The organism is Colwellia sp. RE-S-Sl-9, from assembly GCF_048296855.1.
GTDB lineage: Bacteria > Pseudomonadota > Gammaproteobacteria > Enterobacterales > Alteromonadaceae > Pseudocolwellia.
Genome location: NZ_CP182631.1, coordinates 421871 through 438638 on the forward strand (window position 1 = coordinate 421871; position 16768 = coordinate 438638).

A 16768-nucleotide genomic window follows, 5' to 3' on the forward strand; every position below is an offset into this window, starting at 1 on the left:
CACATGTTTTACTCTATTTAAGAGGAAATGGTTAATGGATCCTTATATTACTGAATGGCTGAATTTAATTATTCGTTTCGCCCATTTAATTACAGGGATAGCGTGGATAGGCGCGTCTTTTTATTTTGTATGGTTAGATAATCACTTACAAAATCCACCCGAGTGGAAAAAAGAAAAAGGTATCTCTGGTGATTTATGGGCCATTCATGGTGGTGGCTTTTACGAAGTGGCTAAATACAAATTAGCGCCTGAACAAATGCCAACAACATTACATTGGTTTAAATGGGAAGCCTACACTACATGGTTAACGGGATTTTTATTACTTTCATTAATGTTTTACGTAGGTGCCGATTCATACCTTATTGATAAAAATGTGGCTGATATTAACCAAACCCAAGCAATATTATTAGGTTTAGGCTCTATCGTTATAGGCGTAGGTAGTTACGAAATATTAGTAAGAACAAAGCTTAAAGATCACAGCTTAATATTAGGCGCTATTCTTATTGTTTTAGCTACCGCTTTATCTTATGGATTAACGCAAATATTTAGTGCTAGAGGCGCTTACATGCATATGGGCGCGATTATCGGCACTATTATGGCGGGTAATGTGTTTTTTGGTATTATGCCTTCACAACGTGCTTTGGTTAAAGCGGTTGAAGAGGGTAGAAAACCTGACGCTAAATATGGGCTAAACGCCAAGTTACGTTCAACACATAATACATACGTTACGTTACCCATATTATTTATTATGATTTCTAATCATTACCCTATGACCTACAACCATAGCGCTAATTGGTTGGTACTTATGGCTATTGTGTTAATTACAGCAGCAATAAGACAATACTTTGTATTAAGACATTTTGGTAAACAAAAACCAATGATTTTTGTGGGCGCTATTGTGGCTGTTATTGCCTTAGCTTACGCGATTGCACCTAAAAAAATGGAATTTACAGAAGAACAAAAAAGTACTCAAATATCAGATGCGACGATTACTCAAATAATTGAAAAACGTTGTTCTAGCTGTCATTCCGCATCACCCACAGATGATATTTTTAAAGTAGCTCAAGCTGGCGTCAGTTTAGATAACATTACAGCTATAAAACAGTGGTTGCCTCGTATTAAAGCGAGAGTGATAGACAGTAAAGACATGCCGTTTATGAATAAAACTCAGATGACAGATGAAGAAAGACAACAACTTGCTTTATGGATTGAGCAAAGCCAATTAATAACACAGTAGAAGTTGTAACGCGTTGGTTTTAATTACATATATTAAATTAAAATCAACGCAATATGTGATATGGAATCGCTTATGTTGTATATTAATTTTTCAATAATGAAAATTATAAATATAAACGTAAAATAGAAAGGGGAGTTAAGTGACAGATAAAAAAGCAGTTGATGGAAGTATAAGAAAAAAGAATAAAGCCATTATTTTAAATGCCGCTAAAAATGAATTTGTTGAACATGGTTTTCAAGGCGCATCTATTAAGCGTATTGCTGAAAGAGCAAATATTCCAAGAGCAAATATACATTACTATTTTGAAGACAAAACTGATATTTATAGCCAATTACTCGATAGTATTCTTGATATTTGGAACACTCATTACGATACATTAAATGCTCAAGATGATCCTAAAACCGCGTTAACTGCTTATATTCGCTCTAAGGTTATGTATTCGAAAGAAGACCCTGATGCATCTAAAATATTTGCTAGCGAAATTATTCATGGTGCACCCGTTTTAAATACCTACCTTTCAGGCGTGTTTAAAGCATGGGTTCAAGAAAAAGTAGAAGTTATTGAGTCGTGGATCACGAGTAAACAAATAGACCCGATAAACCCATATCATCTACTGTTTCTTATTTGGGGAGCTACACAGCATTATGCTGATTTTAATGTGCAAGTTGCTGCTGCCATGGATAAAACTGAAATATCGTCTCAAGATTTTGACGAGGTTGTTGATTCATTAACTGCAATTATTTTAAAAGGCGTTGGTATAAGCGCTTAATATACCTTTGATACACCAGATGTTTTTGCTAAAATTTGTTTTTAAATATAATGTTAGCGCGATAAAATACGTTAGTGCAGATTAATAGCGCTAAACACATCGGTAAATATTAGGTAAATTATAAAAATGGCAAAGCCTAAAAGAGCAAGGATCCAAGACGTCGCAGAAAGAGCTGGCGTATCAAACATGACAGTATCTAGGGTTCTAAATGAAGACTCTAAAGTCAGTGATGCTAAAAAAGCATTAGTACTTGATGCTGTTAAGGCTTTAAATTATCGCCCTAATGTTTCAGCAAGACGATTGGCCAGTAACAAATCATTTTTCTTAGGGTTACTTTATCTTGATACGCGTAATGCCTATGTCAGTAAATTTTTATTCCAAGCCTTAAAAAGTAGTAGAGCTAAAGGTTATCATATTGTAGCTGATGGTATTGATGACAGCATTGAAACAGCACTTCACTCTATTCAAGAACTTATCGACGTAACTCAGGTAGACGGCGTAATACTTTTACCGCCCGTGTGTGATATGCCAGAAGTGTTGAATTTACTACAAGCATCTAAAGTTCCTTTTGTACGTATCGCGCCAGACAGTCAACTTACCTTGTCGCCTTATATTTGTATTGACGACTATCAAGCGGCTTTTAATATAACTGAATTATTAATTAAAAAAGGCCATACAAAAATTGGTCATATTATTGGAAATGCACCAGAAGGGGTAAGTCGTTTACGTTATCAAGGCTATTTAGATGCGTTGCGATCAAATCAAATTAACGTACCACCAGAATATATTGAACAAGGTGATTTCAGTTACGACTCAGGCGTTATTGCTGCCAGAAAAATGCTGGCGTTAGAAGATAAACCTACAGCAATATTTACCAGTAACGATGAAATGGCAGCTGCCGCTATTTCTGTGGCGCATATTAATGGTATTGCAGTACCTGAAGAACTTTCTATTGTAGGTTTTGATGATACGCCATTAGCGACAACAATTTCTCCTCACTTAACTACTATCAGACAACCTATCCAAGAAATGGCAGAACTTGCTATTACCATTTTAACGTCGGGTAAGTTTTCAGATTTATCTAAAGCTAATAGCCACGATTTTAGAAATGTTTTAGGTTTTGATGTGATTGAAAGAAACTCTGTTACACAATTATAATAGGGCGTGTTGACTTTCTCTGTGGTTAAAATGTTTTAGTCTTTTATAAGTAACCGTCAGCTAATTACGCGAATTATCCTAATTAAAAGATCAACCACAGAGTACACAGAGGGGCTTCGCCCTACACCGAGAAAAGATTAGTAAAGAAAAGGGTTTGACTTTCTCCGTGTTCTTCTCTGTGGTTAAAATGTTTTAGTCTTTTATAAGTAACCGTCAGCTAATTACGCGAATTATCCTAATTAAAAGATCAACCACAGAGTACACAGAGGGGCTTCGCCCTACACCGAGAAAAGATTAGTAAAGAAAAGGGTTTGACTTTCTCCGTGTTCTTCTCTGTGGTTAAAATGTTTTAGTCTTTTATAACTAACTGTCAGCTAATTACGCGAATTACCCTAATTAAAAGACCAACCACAGAGTACACAGAGGGGCTTCGCCCTACACCGAGAAGACTTCTTCTTATTTTTAATCATTCGTGAAATTAGCGTAATTCGTTGATGACGTCTTTTAAAACACAAGATCAACCACAGAGTACACAGAGAGGCTTCGCCCTACACAGAGGATTTTAAATCATTACTTCTTATGTTTTGACCTTCTCCGTGTTCTTCTCTGTGGTTAAAATGTTTTAGTCTTTTATAAGTAACTGTCAGCTAATTACGCGAATTACCCTAATTAAAAGATCAACCACAGAGAACACCGAGGGACTACGTCCTGCACCGAGAAGACTTTTTCTTGTTTTTAATCATTCGTGAAATTAGCGTAATTCGTTGATAACGTCTTTTAAAACAAAAGATTAACCACAGAGAGCATAGAGGGACTAGGTTCTAAACCAAGGAACGATTAATAAAGAAAAGGTTTTATTGTTTTGATCTTCTCCGTGTGTGCGAAGCACAGCTCTGTGTCCTCGGTGGTAAATTTTCTTAGAAAACCTTGTCAGCTAATTACGCGAATTACCCTAATTAAAAGACCAACCAGAGAGAGCACGAGGGGCTACATCCTTCTCCGAGAAAAGATTAAGTACATAATTTCTCGGTGCTCTCATTGGTAAATTTTTTAAACTAAGCTTTCACCAAGGCGTAAACAATTTTAAAGCTTAACGGTGTTTCAGGTCCGGTTAACTCAAAAGGGAAATGTGGCTTGTTTGGGCTATCTGGAAAGAACTGAGGTTCTAAACATATGCCTTGAAATGAGTTGAAAGGCGCTTCTAAATAACGCCCAGTATACACTTGAACACCCGGTAAATTGGATGAAACGTGTAATGCTAATGCATTATCAGGGCTGGTTAAAACACCTTGTTTATTTAACGCGTTTTCTGCGTGGGATTGGTATCCGTGATCATCAATAATAAAGTTATGATCTAAATCGTCTAGGCCTACACCTAAATTTAACGCTCGTGTTTCTCTAAAATCAAAGGCTGTGCCTTCAACTGAAGCAATCTCACCTGTCGGTACATTTACCTCATCAGTAGGTGTGTAGTTCGATGCATTAACTTGCAATGAATGGGCTTGAGCCGATTGTTCAGCACCCATCAAATTAAAGTATGGATGTGATGTTGGTCCAATAGCCGTTAGTTGCTCACTCGTCATTTTACCTGAGATAACTAAAGCACCATCATTGGTTAATTCATAGTTAATTTCAGCATTAATAGGGCCAGGGTAGCCATTAAAACCATCATTTAAATAACACGTAAGTGTCAATACCTGATCACTTCTACTGGTCACTTGCCAAAATAATTCACCAAAAGCTTTAGAACCACCATGTAATTGGTTTTTACCTTCGTTAGCCGCAAGACAATACTTAGTATTGTTTGCAGTAAAAGATGCACCGCCAATTCTATTGGCATAAGGCCCAACAATGGCACCTAAAAAAGCATTATCGTCGAGGTATTTTGTAGGATCAGAAAACCCAAGAACAATATTACGAGTTTCACCTTTTACAATGGTGTTCCATTGGGTAATTCTGGCGCCATAATTACAAAGAATTATCTCGTCACCTTGAGTATTTGATAACTTAAATGTTTCTACGGTATTTGTTGTCATGCGTTTTCTAACCTATTCCTTAGATGATTTATAAAAATCTAATAAACCATAAGTAGAACTATCTAAATTATCACTTAATTTATCTGCTGATAATTCAGCTAATACTTTGTTAGCAAGCCCTTTACCTAATTCAACACCCCATTGGTCGAACGAACAAATTTGCAATAAAATACCTTGTACAAATATTTTGTGTTCGTATAACGCAATTAAACTTCCTAATGTTTTTGGTGTTAATTTTTGCATTAAAATAGTGTTAGAAGGGCGATTACCTTTATGTACTTTATGTGGAGCTACTTTGTCTATTTCTTCTGCCGACATGCCTTTAGCTGTTAGCTCTTCACGTACTTGCTCTTCAGTAACACCCTGCATTAAAGCTTGAGTTTGAGCAAAAAAGTTAGACATTAAAATATCGTGATGATTGTTTACCGGAATTAAACTTTCCACTGAACCAATAAAATCAGCAGGAACGATTGTATTACCTTGATGTAAATATTGGTAAAAAGCATGCTGTCCGTTTATACCTATTTCGCCCCAAATAGCAGGTACGGTAGTATATGTGATTTCTTCGCCTTCCCACGAAACTGACTTACCGTTACTTTCCATTTCGGCTTGTTGTAAATAAGCAGGTAAACGATGTAATGATTGGTCGTAAGGTAGAATAACCTGAGATTGCGAGCCTAAGAATGTGGTATTCCATAAACTTAACATAGCCATAATCACAGGAGCATTTTGTTCTAATGGCGTATTACAAAAGTGATAATCAAGATCGTACGCACCCTCAAGCAATTCAACAAAGTTATCGAAACCTAAATCAATCGCAATAGGTAAGCCTATTGTTGACCATAAAGAGAAGCGACCGCCAACCCAATCCCACATATCAAATATGTTTTCTTCGTTAATACCAAAGGCTGTTGCTTTTTCTTTGTTTGAAGATACAGCAACAAAATGTTGTGCAATAACACTTTTATCAAACGCAGCAGCAACTAACCATTCCATTGCGGTTGTTGCATTGGTCATAGTTTCTGACGTTGTAAAGGTTTTACTTGAAACAATAAAAAGTGTGGTTTCTGGATTTAATGGGCGTAATACATTGGCAATTTGAGTACCATCTACGTTTGATACGTAATGCATTTGAATGTCTTTAGAACCGTATTCCTTTAAGCCTTCAGTTACCATTTCAGGCCCTAGATTAGAACCACCAACACCAATACTTACAACGTCAGTAATACACTCGCCAGAATAACCTAACCATTCGCCATAACGCACTTTATCGCTAAAAGCTTTAACATGGTTTAACGCTTTTTGAACATCTTCGTTTACATTTTTACCATCTACTAATATAGGTGTATTGCAGCGGTTACGTAATGCGGTATGTAAAACTGCTCTGTTTTCAGTTTTGTTAATACGTTCACCAGAAAACATTTTATTGCGCCATTCTTCAATATCACATGCCTTAACTAAATCTAGAAGTAGGCTAAACGTTTCATCAGACATTAAATTTTTAGAGTAATCAAATAAAAACGCTGGTGTTTTTATTGAATACTTAGAGAAACGTTCACTGTCGTTAGCAAATAAATCAACCATATGTTGTTGTTTCATTTCTTCTGCGTGCGAGATGAGTTTTTGCCAGCTTGGGAGTGATGTTCTTGAAGTCATATTGAGTTCCTGTTATTGCAACTAATGCTAATATATTTCAATAATTTAAAGAGTTAACATATGAAAACTTAAGTGTGTTTTAATCATTGAAATAAAATTAGAGAAGTAAGCCTATTAAACGTGTTTACAGTGATAATATTTATTTTGTTTATGTTTTAAACTAGGTTAACGTTTAAAACATAAACAAAATAAAACCTATTACGCAAAGCGTAATAGGTTAGATGTGTAGTTACTTAATTAAATCAGCAACTAGGTCTTCTAAAATGCGTTGATCAACAGCAAATTTACGAATACCTTCAGATAATTTTTCAGACGCCATAGCATCTTCGTTATGTTGCCAAGCAAATGTTGCTTCAGTTAATGGAACAATCTCGCTTTGCGACTTAACTTCAATACCGTCAGTAGAAAGTTTAGTTTCTAAAGTACCTTCAGTATTTTGTAACTCCGTTAATAAAGCAGGAGAAATAGTTAACAAGTCACAACCTGCTAATTCAATAATTTCTCCGGTGTTTCTGAAACTTGCGCCCATTACTACTGTGTTATAACCGTAAGTTTTATAATAGTTATAAATACCTGTAACAGAAATAACGCCTGGATCTGCAGCGCCAACAAAGTCTTTACCTTCGTTTGCTTTGTACCAATCTAAAATACGACCAACAAACGGAGAAATTAACGTTACGTTAGCTTCAGCACAAGCAATAGCTTGAGCTTTACTGAATAATAAAGTTAAGTTACAAGAAATACCTTCTTTCTCTAATTGTTCAGCCGCTTTAATACCTTGCCATGTAGACGCTAATTTGATTAAAACGCGTTCTTTAGCAATACCTGCTTCTGCATATAAAGCAATTAACTTACGGCCTTTTTCAATACTTGCTTGTGTATCGAACGACAAGCGAGCGTCTACTTCACTAGAAATACGACCTGGGATTATTTTTAAAATTTCACAACCAAAATTAACAATTAATTGATCACAAACATCATCAATATTGCTACCAGCTTTAGCAATAGCGCTATCAATAAGGTGCTTATATTGTGGTAATTTTGCTGCTTGTAAAATTAATGAAGGGTTAGTTGTCGCATCAACTGGGTTTAATGCTTTAATTGAATCAACATCGCCACTGTCTGCAACAACGGTAGTTACTTTCTTTAATTGCTCTAATAAATTCATGGGAACTCTATCTTATTTGATTATTCTGAATGCATTACTTTGTAATTCATCAGTAATACCAATTGAATTAATAAATTCATTATTTCAGTTATAAACTGGTGAATTTATTCTTTCAATTGGTATAGTTAAGGCATAGCTGATTAGAGCTATAACCCGCGAAAATAATGAACATATATTATTGCTAATATTTTATGTATAGCAAAGACTTATTTGAACTATTTAACAATGTTTTTTTATATCAAATTTAAAAGAGCAAAGTCGTAGAAATAATGGACTATTCCTGCGTGTTTTTACTGTTTTAAATAATGTATGAACTATAACATCACACTCATTTTTATACTTTGTATAAATTATAAACTAATGGTTGATGGGTTTGTTTTTGTTTCAATAAAATCACCTATTGATAGGGGGGAATTACTTGTATTCATCAAAGGGGTAAAATATTATTCATGTGATTTTCGTCAATATTCAAATCTCTCTCATTAAAGGATCTTAAGTGCATCAATACCTCAATAACAATGAATTAAAAGAGCCTAGCTTTCTTGAAACTAAACTTCCCGTTTTATTTTTAATTTTAAATCTTTTTGTTTTTCAAATTATATTTCATATATCAACCGCAACATTAACGTCAGTAGCAGCTAAGCAAAACTTACTATCGTTTGAAGGATTAACCGAATTTACTGTCGACATGTGGTTTGTTGTTATTTTGTTTTCTATTGGGCTGTTTAGTTACGCTAAAATAAAAAAGCAGAGTGAATTACTACTAGTGATTTTTATTACCATGCCTAGCATTATTGTAGTGCTGTCGTTGTTACGTAACGTATCGTCAATTATTGTGGTGGCATTAGTCGTTGTTATATCTTTTCTTATTTGCCGTTTTAATTATCAAAAGCTTTCAGCTAAATATTTAGAAGATGCCGCAAACGCTAACCAAGGCCCATATTAATTGTTATGAAACAGTTTTTGTATTTAATGATATGTATTGTCGCTTTGGGGTTGGGAAGTTTGTTTGTACTGAAAAAACCAGACGGACAACCTTGGTTAAATCTATCTGATTTTTATAACCATCAAAGTGTTACACAAAAAGTAACAGGCTTTAAAGATACCGTGGTCGATAAAACGAATTCGTTACTAAATCAAAGTAGTAACTCATTAAGCCGTGGCGAAGATCCTACTATTTATAAATGGCAAGACGAGCAGGGCATTTGGCATTACTCAGACAAAAAAATTGAGAATGCTAAAGCTTGGACAAAACCAGAAAACTTAACCATTATTCCAGCCATTAAACCATTAGATAAAGCCGAAATAAAAAGTGTAAAAACTGACAGTAAAATTGAAAAAACAAGCTCAGCACCTTCACAATCGAATAAAATAAAAGACTTAATTAATGACACTAATAATGTTCAAAATATTATGGATAACAGAACAAAAAATATTGATAAGCAACTGAAGCAAATGCAATGAGTGACCTATTAAAAAAAGTATTAATTGGTCTTATCGCACTTTATATTATCAGTTATATAGCTGCCTCGTTGTTTAACGCGTTTTACCTATCAGAAACAGAGTTAGCTATTCAACAAACATCCTTGTATTTAGAGCAAGCTAAAAAGAATCAAGAGGCTTATTTAGAGGCTAAATATCAGCAAAAAGAAAACATATTAAATCGCCAGTTAGAGATGGAGCGTAATATGAATGCTCAACTTCGAAGTGGTTATAAGCAAGCCGGATATAAAACTAATGAGCAGTGGCAACAAGAAAGAATAAGACAAGAAGCCTACAAAAAAGCACAACAAGAAAAAAGAAAGAAAAAGGTCGAAGCTGATAAAATTAAGCAAGAACAAATAAACGAAAAAAACAGAATAAGAAGAGAAAATGAACGTGCTGATAGAGAGCACATCAGAAAAGAAAATCTTAAAACCTGTAAATTTTGGACTCAAGCGTATAAAGAAAATCCGACTATCAAAAATAAAAATTTAAGACAAACTTCTTGTGATCGTGTTTATGGTCGCTGATTTTAAATACGCTCATTACCGTCATGACAAAGTCGTTATACCAAGCTGATCTATTTATTACTTAAATTGGTATTGTGTTTATTTACCTTATGATTGATGCATTAAGCTAAACATTATACCGTTTGTTCTATTTCGCTTAGTTACACATTTTAGTAAACTAATCAAAAACTTCATTTAAATATACTACTACAGGAATCGCCTTATTGTTTTTTCAACAAATATTCAGTGATTGTAAAACACAAGTCTTTTTATTTTTTATTTACATATTTACCGCTCAGCTAGGAGACAAGTCTTGAGAAAATTTCTTTTTTACATATCACAAGATTATAGTTTTGCTATTTTAAGACCTTTGCAAGAACTACTCTTCGCAAGAGGAGATGAAGTCAATTGGTTTTTTGAAGGTAACAATGTCACTAAAAGTTTTCTTACGCCCGACGAGCGTTTAATCGATACAGTTGCAGAGGTATTTAATTACCAACCTGATGTTGTAATTGCTACAGCAAATAGTATCCCAAGTTTTTTACCCGGCTTAAAAGTTTGTGTTTTTCATGGTTTTGATGCCGGAAAAGTTGATAAAAGAGGTGTCAACGATCATTTCAAAGTTAGAGGGTGCTTTGATCTTTATTGTACGCAAGGACCTAACACAACAAGTCAATTTAAAGCATTACAAAAACAGTATGGTTATTTTAATGTGGTTGAAACAGGATGGTCGACTTTTGATAAATTATTCGATCCATCTCAAGAAATAAAAAAGAACAAGCAGCCGACTATTTTTCTAGGATCTACATTTAGTAAACGCCTTACACAAGCTAAGTATATATTTCCGCAAGTTAAAGCGCTATCTGAAACTATGGATTGGAAATGGATTGTTTCACTACACCCCAAGTCTGATCCAAGTGTTATTGAGTTATATAGGTCAATTGAAAATAAAAATCTCAGTTATCAAGCAACCGATGATCTTATTCCTATATTGCAAGAAGCCGATATTATGATAGGAGATACTTCTTCTTCTCTTACAATGTTTATTATCCAAAACAAACCGGCTGTAACAGTTAAAAATATTGATGCTAAACCCTATTTACTTAATATTACTGACGCTAAAGATTTAAAATCAGCAATAGAAAAAGCGTTAACTTATCCTGCTGAATTAATGCAGGAAATACTGAGTTATAATGAAGAAACGCACCCCTATACTGATGGTAAATCATCAGATAGAGTTATTAAAGCAATAGATGATGTGCTTGATAATAAATATCCTTTATATAAATCCAAGCCTCTAAATTTTCTTAAAAATTTAAAATTTAGAAAACGTTTAAATTATTGGTCTTGGTAAAAGATAGACTAAATCTATGGCTGCTTAGAAACAAGAATGTTTTATGTTAAGTGAAGAGCCATTCATTTTAATTTAATTTAGTTTTGGAAAATATAACATGCCAATAATTGTTGCAGGTAAGCTTATTATAAAACCTGAATTACGAGACGAATTTATTACAAAATCTCAAGAGTCGATTCAATTGGCAAGAAGTAATACTGCTTGTGAAGATTTTTCTGTATCACCAGACGCTATTGATTCAAATCGAGTTAATATTTTTGAAAAATGGCAATCTTATACTGCTCTTAAAGCATTTCGAGATTCAGGACCAGATAGCGACTTGTTCTCACTTGTAGAATCATTTGAAGTAAAAGAATACGAAGTAAATAGTGAATAACTAATAGATATATTTTCCAAGGATCTTTATGAATTTTCAATCATTATCAGACCAGCAAATTTTTGATATAGCTGATCCTATTATGGATAACTTAATGGCTGCGTCTACCGAAATAAACCATACAAAACATGTTCTGCACTTTACAGAACGGATGAAAGGTATAGTTACACCTGCTTATCTTCAATCGGTTTGTGAACATTACCAAAATGAAAAAGGTGTATTTCGTGACAGAACACCTGTAGCTGTATTTAAAAGGCCAAATGCTGCAGCCATTATTTGGAAGCAAACGTTCAGTAAAGCGGAAGGTGAGTTTGTAGCTGAAATGTTGTTGGTTTATGAAAATGGCCAATACCTTGTTGATCACGTAATGGTGTTTTAATTTGTAAGCGAAGGAAAGAAAAGTATGCAACTCGTACAACCTCTTAACGAACATTTGATAGAAATGATGAGTTGGTTTTCTAATGAAAAAGACCTTACGGACTGGGCTGGCCCTAACTTTAGCTTTCCTTATAACAACACTTCTTTTGTTGATGATTTACAGCTTAATGATTTAAGTTCTTTTTCTCTTGTATCGAACGACTCTGATTTTTTAGCTTTTGGGCAATATTACCTGCGTTTAGGTAAATGTCATTTAGCCCGACTCATTGTAAATCCTAATTTTAGGGGGAAAGGTTTAGCAAAAGAGTTAATCAATTGTCTTTGTGAGTTAGGTCTTAAAGAATTAAACGTTATTCAATGTTCACTGTTTGTGTTCTCTCATAATGAAATAGCATTAAACACTTATAAGAAAATTGGTTTCACTATAGCGAACTATCCATCTGAATTAACAATAAAAAATTGCTTATATATGGTTAAATAAGTTTTTTTATTTGAGCTCAGCACTTATATACGGTAAGTTGGCTGCACTTCAATAATCTAAAAATCTGTCGTAGGGATTATGCAGCATTTACTATCTACTATTGTTCAACAAGTTGGTTCTATTGTTATCGGAAAAGAGCCTCAAATTCGCTTAGCCTTAGCGTGTTTATTTGCCAAAGGTCATATTCTTATCGAAGATTTGCCGGGTACGGGTAAAACTACCTTAGCTCAGGCGCTTTCTAAAACCTTGGGTTTGTCTTACCAGCGCACACAATTCACGAGCGACATGTTACCGTCAGATGTTGTGGGCATTTCAATATTCGATACTGCTGAAAATAAGTTCACTTTACATAAAGGGCCTATTTTTAATCAGGTTGTGCTGGCCGACGAAATTAACCGAGCTAGCCCTAAAACACAAAGTGCATTGCTTGAATCGATGGAAAGTGCACAAGTCAGCATAGACGGAACAACTTATCCGTTAACAGAACCTTTTTTTGTAATTGCTACACAAAACCCTTTATTCCATTCAGGAACTTACCCGTTACCTGAGTCGCAATTAGATCGTTTTACCATGCGAATTTCATTGGGCTTTCCGAGTATAGAGGCCGAAAAGCGCATACTCAGTAATAGTAACAACAAGCACGACATTACTAACTTAGTTGCTTGCATAAGCCCTGAACAACTTATTGATATTCAAAAAAGCGTAGAAGATATTCACGTATCTGACGCTATTTTAGAATACGTTATAGCCTTGTGTCGTATATCTCGCAACGGCTTAGGTAATGTAAATCCATTATCGCCAAGAGCAGGTAAAGCACTGTTAGCGTCAGCTAAAGCTTGGGCGTTTATTGATAATCGAGATCATGTTTTACCGCAAGACATTCAAGCCGTTTTTGAAGCCGTTTGCGAACATCGCTTAGACACCAGCGGTACTATTTCTATGAACAACGAAATAAGCGCAGCAAAAAATATACTGCAGCAAGTTGACCCAACTAACCCGTTGTAAATAGTTCGCTGTAATCAATTTTTTGTAAATAACTCTTGGCTATTATGTTTAAACAACTAAAACCATTTTTTAAAAAGCGCTTTAATAATTTTTTGAAAAAAAGAATGCCAGCGGCAGCTAAGCAAAACTTAAGTAATAAAAATATTTTTATATTACCTACTAAGTTTGGCTTGGCTTACGTGCTGTCGGTATTCGTTTTATTTTTATTAGGTACTAACTATCAAAACAATTTAATTATTTTAATGAGCTACTTATTTGCTAGCGTGTTTTTAACCACTATGCTGTATAGTTTTTTAAATATGTTTGGTTTGCAGTTTTTATTTAAAAGCCAAGTAAGCGCGTATGCGACACAAACCGTTTCGGTTCCTTTAACCATTATCAGCAACAAACCACGTTTTGATATTAATTTTGAGTTTGAGAACAACCAACAAACTACTGAAGTAGCGATAAAAGAGGGCGAGTCTGCCACTAAAATACCGTTTTACGCACTAAAGCGTGGTGTAAATAATCCGGGTCGCTTAAAAATATTGAGTGAATATCCTTTAGGTTTATTTGTATGTTGGACACATTTAGATTTTGATTGTGAAGTAATAACCTATCCCGCTAAAAATACCTTTCATCACATAAAACAAGATTCATCACAACAACATGAAGAAATTAACGGCAATAACGTTGTTGAAGGTGGAGAAGACTTTGGCGAATTACGTGAATACAAGCAGGGCGAGTCGAATGCTAAAATTGCATGGAAACAACTTGCTCGCGGTCAAGGTTGGTTAACTAAAACCACACAAATAGAGCTAGGCCATAAAGTTTGGTTAAGCTTAAAGCAATTACCATCTGCACCTATTGAAACAAAATTAGAAATGCTGTGCTTTTTAATACTCGATCATCATAAAAACAATATTCCGTTCGGGCTAGATTTAGACGCTATTCAAATTTCACCATCAACCGGTAATAAGCATATCAATAAATGTTTAACCGCTTTAGCTTTTTACGGCAAACCACAACATAGCGGCGCGTTGTCTGCATTAAATAGCCATGCTGAATCTGAGGTGGCGCTTAATGTTTAATAAAAAAGCTAAAAAGAAAAAAACTCAGTCAACAAATACAGGGCAACAAAACTTTAAACTAAGCGCTAACAGTATTTTGTTGCTGATTGCTTGTCAGTTTTTTAACTTAATTACCTTGTCGTTAGAGTTGTCGTGGTGGATGTTATCTATTATTGGTATTTGTTTAGTTTGGCAAATACTCATCACTAAAAATAAAACCCCACAACCCAGTAAAATATTAATAGGCGTACTCTCAGTAATTGGTTGTTTGTTATTAGCTTTTACGGCAAAAAGTTTAGGTTTGCTATCAACTATGCTGCACCTACTGTGTTTGTCGTATGTGTTAAAAAGTTTTGAACAAAACAAACGATCCGACTTTTATCAAATTGTTTTATTAGGTTTATTTGTCGTGGTATCGTCGTTAATTTTTCAACAGTCGTTGTACTTTGCTCTAATATTATTTTGTATTCTTATTGTTAACTTTACTCTTATTATTGGATATTTTGCGCCAACTAAAAACTATATGAATACAGTTAATCTCTCTGCGAAAGTGTTTGTGCAAAGTATTCCATTAGCCGTTTTTCTGTTTATTGTATTTCCTAAACTCTCGCCATTATGGGCAGTACCTAGTGCTAAAAGTGCAAAAACAGGGTTGTCTGATTCTGTACAAGTGGGCGATATAGCTAACCTAGCATTGTCTGACGAATTGGCGTTTAGAGTTAAGTTTGAGCAAACCGTTCCTAATTATTCACAATTGTATTGGCGTACTATAGTGATGGAAAACTTTGACGGACGCTCATGGAAAACCAACATAAACCCAAGAGTTATTTATCAATATCCTTTTGATCAAGCCAGCGCAAAAGGTAAACGTGTAAATTACCAAGTTATAGCATCACCTACGTATCAAAACTGGTTGTTCGGGTTAGATCTTGCTCGTATCGACAGCACTAAACCGCAAAGTACCGATATTGTTTACCGACAAGATTATTCGTTGTATAGCAAAAAAGAACTCACACAAAACACCAGTTATAACGTAACCAGCTATGTAGAAGCGCCACTAGCGTTATATATTAGCCAACGCTCTTACCAAAGAAACTTAGCAGTACCCGAACAAAGCAATCCAAAACTGGTTGAAAAAGCTAAAGAATTACGTGCAAAGTATCAAAATAACGAAACCTTAATTAACGCAGTTCTAGCTACTTTTAATCAAGATACTTATCGTTACACCCTTAATCCACCGCGATTAACGAATAATAGTTTGGATCAGTTTTATTTTGAAACCAAAGCCGGATTTTGTGAACATTTTGCCAGCAGCTTTACTTTTTTAATGCGAGCTGCAGGTATACCTGCTCGACTTGTTACCGGTTATATGGGCGGAGAATATAACGCCCAAGCCGACTACTACAGCATTTACCAACGCGATGCTCATGCATGGAGTGAAGTGTGGATACAAGGTAAAGGCTGGACAAGAGTCGACCCAACCGCTGCTATAAATCCTGAGCGGGTAGAGCGTGGATTTTCAGAACAACTACTGCGAGAACAAGCCGCCACCTCAGAAAACTTTTCGCTATTACGTTTTAGTAACAACAACGCCTTTATTAATAGCATTCGATTACAACTTGAAGCGATTGACTATAACTGGACACGTTGGGTAATAGGCTACACCGCCGACAAGCAAAACAAGTTTTTACAAAACATAGCTCTCGCTTTTAAATCAATGCTCGACCTACATTGGCTAACCTTAATTTATTACGCATTGTTATTAATAAGCGCCATTGTTTTATGGTGGGTAGTACGCCAAATAAACCAAGCACGTAAACCACAAAATATTAATTACTACTACCAACAAATACTTGAACACTTAGCTAAACAGGGCATACAAAAACCAACAGATATGACCCCGAAAGACTTTGTATTAGTGATCAAAAATGAATGGCCAACACTTGCCATTGAATTTGCTAAATTTACCCAACTGTATACTTCGCTTCAATATCAGCAGTTAAATGAAAAGCAGCACGCATCAGTGGTTAAAGCATTGAAGAAGAGTTATCGAGAGATAAAGAAAATAGCTTAAAGAATAAGGTTTGATATCAATTTTATTACTCCCGAA

Annotated in this window: 16 protein-coding genes; 13 read left to right on the forward strand and 3 right to left on the reverse strand. The window is 34.9% G+C overall.

The window, feature by feature from the left end; genetic code table 11:
• Positions 1-34 precede the first annotated feature (34 nt).
• From ACM9HF_RS01765 to ACM9HF_RS01775, 3 genes are all read left to right on the forward strand, one after another.
• A complete protein-coding gene (locus ACM9HF_RS01765; protein WP_473614003.1) occupies positions 35-1237 on the forward strand; it encodes a urate hydroxylase PuuD in 1203 nt (400 codons plus the stop codon).
• Between the two features lie 139 nt (positions 1238-1376).
• Positions 1377-2006 carry a TetR/AcrR family transcriptional regulator gene (locus tag ACM9HF_RS01770; RefSeq protein WP_473614004.1) on the forward strand — a complete coding sequence of 210 codons (630 nt, stop codon included), beginning with the start codon at positions 1377-1379 and terminating at the stop codon, positions 2004-2006.
• 126 nt (positions 2007-2132) lie between these two features.
• A complete protein-coding gene (locus ACM9HF_RS01775; RefSeq protein ID WP_473614005.1) occupies positions 2133-3164 on the forward strand; it encodes a LacI family DNA-binding transcriptional regulator in 1032 nt (343 codons plus the stop codon).
• 1055 nt (positions 3165-4219) lie between these two features.
• Here the strand turns inward: ACM9HF_RS01775 and ACM9HF_RS01780 are convergent.
• The 3 genes from ACM9HF_RS01780 to tal form a co-directional block, all read right to left on the reverse strand.
• Complete coding sequence (locus ACM9HF_RS01780; protein WP_473614006.1) at positions 4220-5200, reverse strand: aldose epimerase family protein; 981 nt, start codon at positions 5198-5200, stop codon at positions 4220-4222.
• Between the two features lie 12 nt (positions 5201-5212).
• Positions 5213-6856: a glucose-6-phosphate isomerase gene (gene pgi, locus ACM9HF_RS01785; RefSeq protein ID WP_473614007.1), complete on the reverse strand. Its 1644-nt coding sequence runs from the start codon at positions 6854-6856 to the stop codon at positions 5213-5215.
• Positions 6857-7085: 229 nt separating this feature from the next.
• Complete coding sequence (gene tal, locus ACM9HF_RS01790) at positions 7086-8024, reverse strand: transaldolase (protein WP_473614008.1); 939 nt, start codon at positions 8022-8024, stop codon at positions 7086-7088.
• 496 nt (positions 8025-8520) lie between these two features.
• Here tal and ACM9HF_RS01795 point away from each other — a divergent pair, with 496 nt between their 5' ends.
• The 10 genes from ACM9HF_RS01795 to ACM9HF_RS01840 all read left to right on the forward strand — a co-directional run bounded on the left by ACM9HF_RS01795 (position 8521) and on the right by ACM9HF_RS01840 (position 16732).
• Positions 8521-8970: a hypothetical protein gene (locus ACM9HF_RS01795; RefSeq protein WP_473614009.1), complete on the forward strand. Its 450-nt coding sequence runs from the start codon at positions 8521-8523 to the stop codon at positions 8968-8970.
• A gap of 59 nt (positions 8971-9029) precedes the next feature.
• Entirely contained in the window at positions 9030-9488 is a 459-nt protein-coding gene (locus ACM9HF_RS01800; RefSeq protein WP_473614010.1) for a hypothetical protein, read from the forward strand.
• A complete protein-coding gene (locus ACM9HF_RS01805) occupies positions 9485-10036 on the forward strand; it encodes a hypothetical protein (protein ID WP_473614011.1) in 552 nt (183 codons plus the stop codon). Before ACM9HF_RS01800 ends, ACM9HF_RS01805 begins: the two co-directional genes overlap by 4 nt.
• A 292-nt stretch (positions 10037-10328) precedes the next feature.
• The gene (locus ACM9HF_RS01810) at positions 10329-11369 is read left to right on the forward strand and encodes a CDP-glycerol glycerophosphotransferase family protein (RefSeq protein ID WP_473614012.1); all 1041 of its coding nucleotides are present in this window, start codon (positions 10329-10331) and stop codon (positions 11367-11369) included.
• A gap of 97 nt (positions 11370-11466) precedes the next feature.
• Entirely contained in the window at positions 11467-11745 is a 279-nt protein-coding gene (locus ACM9HF_RS01815; protein ID WP_473614013.1) for a putative quinol monooxygenase, read from the forward strand.
• A gap of 28 nt (positions 11746-11773) precedes the next feature.
• The gene (locus ACM9HF_RS01820; protein WP_077341922.1) at positions 11774-12124 is read left to right on the forward strand and encodes a hypothetical protein; all 351 of its coding nucleotides are present in this window, start codon (positions 11774-11776) and stop codon (positions 12122-12124) included.
• Between the two features lie 24 nt (positions 12125-12148).
• Complete coding sequence (locus ACM9HF_RS01825; protein ID WP_473614014.1) at positions 12149-12604, forward strand: GNAT family N-acetyltransferase; 456 nt, start codon at positions 12149-12151, stop codon at positions 12602-12604.
• 78 nt (positions 12605-12682) lie between these two features.
• Complete coding sequence (locus ACM9HF_RS01830) at positions 12683-13609, forward strand: AAA family ATPase (RefSeq protein WP_473614015.1); 927 nt, start codon at positions 12683-12685, stop codon at positions 13607-13609.
• Between the two features lie 44 nt (positions 13610-13653).
• Positions 13654-14679 carry a DUF58 domain-containing protein gene (locus tag ACM9HF_RS01835; RefSeq protein WP_473614016.1) on the forward strand — a complete coding sequence of 342 codons (1026 nt, stop codon included), beginning with the start codon at positions 13654-13656 and terminating at the stop codon, positions 14677-14679.
• On the forward strand, positions 14672-16732 hold the full coding sequence (locus ACM9HF_RS01840) for a transglutaminase TgpA family protein (RefSeq protein ID WP_473614017.1): 2061 nt from the start codon (positions 14672-14674) through the stop codon (positions 16730-16732). The genes ACM9HF_RS01835 and ACM9HF_RS01840 overlap by 8 nt, the downstream gene beginning before the upstream one ends.
• The last annotated feature ends 36 nt before the right edge of the window (positions 16733-16768 follow it).